Source organism: Paracoccus marcusii (genome assembly GCF_006151785.1).
Lineage (GTDB): Bacteria > Pseudomonadota > Alphaproteobacteria > Rhodobacterales > Rhodobacteraceae > Paracoccus > Paracoccus marcusii.
Window position 1 is genome coordinate 1 of sequence record NZ_VDDD01000155.1, and the last position, 7,063, is coordinate 7,063.

Here is a 7,063-nt window from a genome sequence, read left to right on the forward strand (position 1 = left end):
CGCGCCGCCGCCGGACAGGCCCGGCAGGCGTACGGGCCGCGCCTGCACGGCCAGCCGCAGCGCCTCGGCGATGCGGGCCGCGCGTACCGGGGGGCAGTTGCCCTGCACCGCCAGGAACTCCTCTCCGCCCATGCGGGCCGTCATGCCGTCCACGCCGATGGTATCGCGCAGGCGCTGCGCGACCTCGGCCAGGACGGCGTCGCCTGCGGTGTGACCATGGCAGTCATTTACCGCCTTGAAATGGTCCAGGTCGATGGCAAAGACCGCGAATCCCTGATGCGCCAGCATCGCGTCGCGCGCGATGTCGGCCAGCTTGGGGAGGGCATAGCGGCGGTTGTACAGCCCGGTCAGCGGATCGGTCATCGCCCACAACATATGGCGCTGAACTTCGGCCCGACGCTGGTCGCTCTTGGATTTGCGCGACAGCAGCATCTGCAGCGACACTGCCGCGGCCTCGGCCGTCGCAGCGGTGCACAGCGCGTCCGGCATCACGTCACCCGCCCCAAGATCCAGGGCGATGGCCGACAGCTCGGCCCGGTCAGGCCCGATGGCGATGACGAAGCCCGCATCCCGAGACCCCTGACGAGACCGCAGTTCGGACAGCAGGCGCAGCCCGTCACCACGCTCGCGGATATCGGCCGAGATCAAGTACAAGTCCGCCGTCCGCCCCGCGGATGCGGCGCCCAGCGCCTCGTCAGGATCGCGGATCTCGAACCGGCAGGGCATACGTTCGGACAGCATCTGCCGCCAGCGCCGCGCACGGGTCTGGCTGTCCGCGATGAGCACGATCAATGGACGATCGGCATGGACGAAACCGGCCGGTGCCTCGGCCATGCCCATCCGGCTGGCCTGCGGGGCATCCGACTGGCGCAGAATGTTTCGGATCCGCGCCATCAGCATCTGGTCGTCGACGTCGGGTTCAAGCGTCGCGGTTGCTCCCGCCTGCAGCGCGGCCAGCCGCTGTTCGGGCCGGACCAGCATCAGCACCGGGATATCCGCCAGCCGCGGATCGCGCGACAGCCGCCCGCAGATGTCGATGGCCGATCCGTCGGGGAAATTTCCCAGGATGATCAGGTCGGGCAGGGCCGCGTCCAGTTCCTGCATCAGCTGCGCAGCCGACGCGACCGCGGCAACGTCATAGCGCACGGCGGACAGCCGGACCTTCAACGTGATCCGCGCCGTCGCTATGCCATCTGCAACCATGATACGTGCCGTCATCGATCTATCCAGAAATCCGACATCTTCATTTCAATTTCACCTAAAATGCTTAACAAAGAGTTTCTGGTGCAGGCCAGCTCACGAAATTGCGATACGGATGGAAAAATGGCGTATTCGGCCCAGCAGGCCGCCGATCTGGCGACGCAGACGCTGATCCTGTTGGCCGATCGGCCGCAGGATCTGGCGCAGTTCATGGAGGCCGCCGGCCTGCAGCCCGCCGATATCCGCAATTTCGCCAGCCGTCCTGACATCGCCCTGTTCCTGCTTGATTTTCTGGTCGAGGACGATGACCGCCTGTGCAGCTTTGCCGACAGCCTTGGCGTGCGTCCGGGCGACATCATGACGGCCCGCACGGCCCTGTCGGGGCCGGGCAGCTATGGCTGGGAGGCCGACTAGACCTTTTTCCATCGGCGCTTTCCGATTTGTTTACGCCCTGCCGCTAGTTTCGGTTCGAATCGAGGTGGGCATGAAAAGTCTGATCAATCGCGCGATCGAAGAATTCCTCCGCGCCACGTATGGTGAAGACCTGGTCCAGTCCGTCGCCGACGAGGAGGCCGTGGCCGTCGGTCGACTGGCGCCGCTTGGTGCCGGGTTCGGGACGGGTGCGCTGGAACGCGCCGCGTTCCGCCTGTCGAAACCGCTGCCCGAGATGTTCGAGGATCTGGGCGGATGGATGACGCGCATCGAGCCTGTGCGGCGCCTGCTGCGGTTTTCGGGCCGCGACTTCAAGGATTTCCTGCTGCGTCTTGAGGAGCTGCCCGGTCGCGCGCATCTGGTCCTGCCCGACCTGGAGGTTCCGCGCCTGCAGGTCGAGGCGGAGGATCAGTCCGTCTGGCTGGTCATGCTGGAACCCGACCCGGTGTGGCAGCATCTTCTGGTCGGGCTGATCCGCGGTATGGCTGACGATTACGGCGCGCTGTGCCTCATTTCAGTCGAGGGGCTGTCCATCCGCATCGACATCTGGGACGAACAGTTCTTCGAGGGCCGCATCTTCAGCCTGCAGGGGGCGCAGCTGAGCGGCGCGGTGTCGTCGTGACGGGCCCGACCATGTCCGCCCAGGCGCTTGGGCAGCTGCTGCCCATGCACCTGTGGCTGTCGGCCTGCGGCAAGGTCCTGTCCGTCGGGCCGACGCTGTCCAAGCTGATCCCCGACCTGGCAGACGGGCTGGCGGACAGGTTGGTCAGTGGGCGCGCGGGGCAGGGTCCCTGTCCGCTGCAGGCGATCCGCACCGCAGTCGAACACCGCCGCCGCCTGTTCCTGCGCGTGGTCCAGTCGCGCGACCTGGTGTTGCGCGGCCATGGCGTGCAGGTCGATGATGGGACGCTGCTGGTCAATCTGGGTTTCGGGATCGGCCTTCATCGTGCGATTCGTGCTGCGGGGCTGACGGATGACGACTTTGCGCCCTCAGAACTGGCAATGGAACTGCTGTTCCTGCACGAGGCCAACCGCGGCGTCCTGACCGAACTGTCGCGCTTCAACACCCAACTGGCACAATCGCGGGAACTGGCCCTTCTGCAGGCGCAGACCGATCCGCTGACCGGCCTGCAGAATCGCCGCGGGCTGGAGATCGCGCTGTCCCTATCGCTGCGCACGGCCGACTTCGCGGACGAGGTCGCGCATCCCTTTGCCATCGCGCATCTGGATCTGGACCATTTCAAGCAGGTCAACGACCAGCTGGGGCACCAGGCGGGGGACGACCTGCTGCGGTCGGTCGGTGCGGTCCTGCGCAGCCATATCCGCAAGGCCGACACGGCGGCGCGGATAGGGGGTGACGAATTCGTCCTGATCCTGCGGGGCATGACATCGCGGGCCGCCCTGCAGCAGCTTGCCGACCGGATCATCGTGGCGATCCGGGCGCTGTCGCCGCCGGAACTGACCGATCTGCAGGTTTCGGCCAGCCTGGGCATCCTGGTCTGGCATCCCGGCGGTCCGGACCAGCCGGAGCAGGTCCTGGCGATGGCGGACAAGGCCCTCTACCTGTCCAAGGGGGCGGGGCGCGGGCGGGCGACGATCATCTAGGGTCAAGCAGCATCCCGTCGCCTGTTTGCTGTGCATTCCCCAAATTTTTCCTGCGCTAACATGACTTGTGTCGCCCTGCCGACAGTTCCGGAATGAACTGTCCAATAGACCGGTGATGCGGGTCGAGAGTGTGGTACCTCGTGGACTGTAACCAGTGATGGCACACTTGATCCGCCACCGCCGCGTGCGGGGACCTTGGTTGACCTGACGAAAACCTTTGTTCCTGCGCGGTCATGTCGATATACTTGGTCCTGCATCGATCATCGGGCAGGGGACATGCAGGCAGTTACCCCACGGACGACTTCGGCCAAGGGCAGGGCACCTGTCCAGATCCCCGACCTGCTGTCGATCCTGACGCGCCTGAAGCCTGCGCTGATCGCCGATCTGGACAAGCCTCAGCTGGCGGCCCTGGTGGCTGAAGCTGCCCTCGTTCATCTCCGTCGCCCCAGGGACATCCTGCGCCAAGGCGAGCCTGCCGACTGGATCTATCTGATCATCAAGGGCCGGATCGAGGTCAACTATCTGGACATCAACGGAAATCGCGTGATGGCCCATCTTGCCGTTCCCGGCGAGGTGCTGGGAGAGGTCGAGCAGTTTTCCGGCCGGACCTGCGCGGCAAGCTGCACCACGCTGCCGGACACGACGGTGATGCTGCTGGATGCGGCAATGATCCTGCGGCACGTTCCGGCCGACCTGCTGATGCGCAACTTTGCCAAGATCTTTCACGACCGCCTGACGCGGGACAACCGCCAGCACTCTGTCGCGATGTTCTACGCCGCCGAAGATCGCATCCGGATCAACCTGTTGACCATGACCAGCGCCGAATCTCCGCAGATCCAGCTGAGCCAGACCGATCTGGCGGCGATCGCCGGATGCTCGCGCCAGACCGTCAACAAGACGCTGTCGCAACTGCGCGCCGAAGGCATCGTCGAGATGGGGCGCGGAGAGATCCGGGTCCTGGACCGCGCCCGGCTCAAGTCCGCACGCCCCGGCTGCGATCAGGTCCTGCCCGACGAGGGGTTCGCCCGCATCCCCGATGCCGCCATGCCCATCGTGGTCATGCCGAAAGCGTGACCGGCAATCGGCCGCAAGGGGCTGAGAATGCGGGCAATCTGCGGTTATCTGGGGCCAGTCCCTCAGCGCCACCCGGAGACCGCATGGCCCACGACCCCAACGCCGCCCCCGTCCCAGACCGCAGCCATGACCGCGTCGGCGACCGCTATGCCCGAGAGTTGGAGCGGCACCTGGACTGGCTGGACAGTTTCACCTCGACCGCGCTTGGGGTGCTGTCGGCCGCATCGGGCATCTATACCTATCTTGGGGTGCGGACGCTGCTGGACGATCCGGGCCTGTGGACGACCTTTGCGGCGCTGGCCTATTCCATCGCGGTGTCGGTGGGCATCTTCGTCTTCTGGTCCTACATGCTGCGGCTGTTGCCGGCGGTGCGCTCGGCGGCATCAAGGGTCGGCCTGCTGCTGACGATGGCGCTTGGTTCGGTGGCGATCGTCGCGATGTCGTCCTGGCTGAACGCCGCCGCGCTGGCAGGGACGGCCGCGGTCGAGACACACATGGCGGCCACCGTGCAGACCTATCAGACCTCGCTGGAACGCGCGCATGCGAACGCCGTGGCGGGGCAGGCACTGTCGCGCGACGTGGCCCGGGTGCGGCAAAGCTTTGCGGATCTGTCCGAGCAGGAGGCGGGCGGCACCCTGTCGGGCTTTTCCGGTCGCGGCGCGGTCTTTCGGGTGCTGACTCAGAAGGGCGCCGAACTGCAGGCGCTGGAGGACCAGCTGCTGGCCGCCGAAGCCCCCATCGAGGAAACCTTCGCGCAGGGGAACACCATCCTGTCCCGGATGCGCGGCACCTCGGTCGAGCCGGGACCGCTGGAGGATCGCACGGTCCGCTTTTCCGAAGACGCCGTCCAGCTGGCCGGTCTGATCACGCAGCTGCGCCAGTTGAACCCGGCGCCGTTGGTCGGACGCGCCGCGCAGGACCTGGCCGATGCGGTCGTGCTGCCCGAACTGGACGGCAGCACCGAGGCCACGCGCGCGGGCCAGTCCAGCACCATCACCTCTGTCCTGTCCCTGGTCGAACAGCGCGCCACCACCCTGGCGCAGGCCGCGACCGAGGTGATGTCCCTGCCGCAGGTGGACGAGGCCCTCTATACGCCCATGTCGGCCGCGGACGCGGTCATCGCCTATGCCGGCAACTTCGTTCCCGCATGGGCAGGCGCCATCGCCATCGACCTGCTGCCCGCGGTGCTGGTCTTCATCATCATGGTCGTGCAGGCCGCGATCCGATCCGGCCGCGGAGAGGGGCACAGCGACGAACGCATGACGGTCGGAGAGCTGCGTGCGGCGCTTGCGGCCTCTGACCTGCTGCGTCAGATCGATGCCGCACCGCCGCCCGCCGCCGACACCTCGCGGCGCGAGGGCTAGCTGATGGGGCTGTTCTCCTCCCCGCACAAGGTGGTGCGGGCCGTATTGGTGTCGCAGGTGCTGCTGGCGGGTGCCATCGTCGGCCTGGACCTGATGCGCGCACCGGGATCGGCCGCGCCGGGGTTGTACGCCCCGCCCGCACAGGGGCCAAGCGTGCGCCCCTATCGCCCCGACCTGCGGCCGTCGGACCCGTCGCATCCGGGCGGCCCCGCCATGCGCGCCATGCCAGAGGCGCTGGAATTCGATCAGGCCGATGACGCGATCACCATCGCGGGCCAGATCGCGCCGGGCGATGCGGACCGCTTTGCCGCCTGGCTGGACCGGACACGCCCGACGGCGACGCAGGTGACGTTGGACAGTTCGGGCGGATCGGTGTCCGACGCGCTGGCCATCGGGCGCACGATCCGCGCGGCGGGCTATGCGACCCGCGTGGGCGACGGGGCGGTCTGCCTGTCGGCCTGCCCCTATATCCTGGCGGGCGGCGCCACGCGGCAGGTGGCAGCAGGCGGCGTGGTGGGGGTCCACCAGCATTATTTCGGCCAGAACACCATCCTGCCCGCCTTCATGGCGGTCAGCGACCTGCAGCGCGCGCAGGCGGGGGTGATGGATTATCTGGTGCAGATGGGGGTCGATCTGCGGCTGATGACCTATGCCCTGCGCACCCCCCCGGCCGAGATCAACGTGCTGGAACCGGAGCTGATGGCGGAACTGGGCCTGACCACGCCGGCCGAAAGGTGAACGATCGATCGGTGGTGGTGCGGGTAGAGGGACTTGAACCCCCACGCCTTGCGGCGCCAGAACCTAAATCTGGTGCGTCTGCCAATTTCGCCATACCCGCGCTGTCCGCGATCTAGCAAATGGCTGCGGGCAGTGCGAGGGGAAAAATCACCAGTCCCATTCGGCGATGACGGGGGCCAGCCCGTCGATCAGATCGTCCGCGATCAGTCCCGGCCCATGCTGTCTTGCGACCGCCCCGTGCAGGCGTACCCCAAGGCAGGCCGCATCGAATGCCGGCAGGCCGCGCGCCAACAGGCCAGTGATGATCCCCGCCAGAACATCCCCCGATCCGGCGGTGGCAAGCCAGGGAATATGCGGGTCCGAATGGATCGCCACCCGTCCTTGCGGATCGGAGATGACCGTGTCCGGCCCCTTGAGCAGGATGACCGCGCCAAGCCGCGCCGCCGCCTCGCGCAGCAGGGTGGGCTTGGGGCGGGGGGGACCCTCGTGCGTCAGCGCCAGGGCCAGATCGGGGCAGAGGCGCGCGAACTCTCCGCCATGCGGGCTCAGCATCCAGCCTGGCGGCAGGGGGCGGGGCGCCTGCGCCAGCGCGGTCAGGCCATCGGCATCCAGGACCGTGGGACGGCCCGCCGCCACCGCCGCGGGCAGCA

General features: G+C 67.3%; 8 protein-coding genes and 1 tRNA gene. 6 read left to right on the plus strand and 3 right to left on the minus strand.

What is annotated here, in order from left to right; genetic code table 11:
- On the minus strand, positions 1 to 1,218 hold a 1,218-nt coding region (locus FHD68_RS16665; protein ID WP_139086261.1), incomplete at its 3' end, for a diguanylate cyclase domain-containing protein.
- Positions 1,219 to 1,323: 105 nt separating this feature from the next.
- Between FHD68_RS16665 and FHD68_RS16670 the strand changes: the two genes are divergently transcribed.
- The 6 genes from FHD68_RS16670 (at position 1,324) to FHD68_RS16695 (ending at position 6,413) form a co-directional block, all read left to right on the plus strand.
- A complete protein-coding gene (locus tag FHD68_RS16670) occupies positions 1,324 to 1,614 on the plus strand; it encodes a DUF3572 family protein (RefSeq protein WP_045999135.1) in 291 nt (96 codons plus the stop codon).
- Between the two features lie 70 nt (positions 1,615 to 1,684).
- Positions 1,685 to 2,254, plus strand: coding sequence for a hypothetical protein (locus FHD68_RS16675; protein ID WP_052715087.1), 570 nt, complete (start codon positions 1,685 to 1,687; stop codon positions 2,252 to 2,254).
- Positions 2,251 to 3,237 carry a GGDEF domain-containing protein gene (locus FHD68_RS16680; protein WP_139086263.1) on the plus strand — a complete coding sequence of 329 codons (987 nt, stop codon included), beginning with the start codon at positions 2,251 to 2,253 and terminating at the stop codon, positions 3,235 to 3,237. The genes FHD68_RS16675 and FHD68_RS16680 overlap by 4 nt, the downstream gene beginning before the upstream one ends.
- Positions 3,238 to 3,513: 276 nt before the next feature.
- Positions 3,514 to 4,311, plus strand: coding sequence for a Crp/Fnr family transcriptional regulator (locus FHD68_RS16685; RefSeq protein ID WP_127898573.1), 798 nt, complete (start codon positions 3,514 to 3,516; stop codon positions 4,309 to 4,311).
- A gap of 83 nt (positions 4,312 to 4,394) precedes the next feature.
- Positions 4,395 to 5,675 (plus strand): hypothetical protein, encoded by a 1,281-nt coding sequence (locus FHD68_RS16690; RefSeq protein ID WP_127898572.1) that lies wholly within the window; start codon positions 4,395 to 4,397, stop codon positions 5,673 to 5,675.
- A gap of 3 nt (positions 5,676 to 5,678) precedes the next feature.
- The gene (locus FHD68_RS16695; RefSeq protein ID WP_127898571.1) at positions 5,679 to 6,413 is read left to right on the plus strand and encodes a COG3904 family protein; all 735 of its coding nucleotides are present in this window, start codon (positions 5,679 to 5,681) and stop codon (positions 6,411 to 6,413) included.
- Positions 6,414 to 6,428: 15 nt separating this feature from the next.
- On the opposite strand, the gene FHD68_RS16700 is transcribed toward FHD68_RS16695, so the two are convergent.
- Both FHD68_RS16700 and FHD68_RS16705 read right to left on the minus strand, forming a co-directional pair.
- Positions 6,429 to 6,513 (minus strand) — tRNA-Leu (locus FHD68_RS16700).
- 47 nt (positions 6,514 to 6,560) lie between these two features.
- Positions 6,561 to 7,063: ADP-dependent NAD(P)H-hydrate dehydratase (locus tag FHD68_RS16705; RefSeq protein WP_139086265.1), on the minus strand; the 503-nt coding region annotated here is incomplete at its 5' end.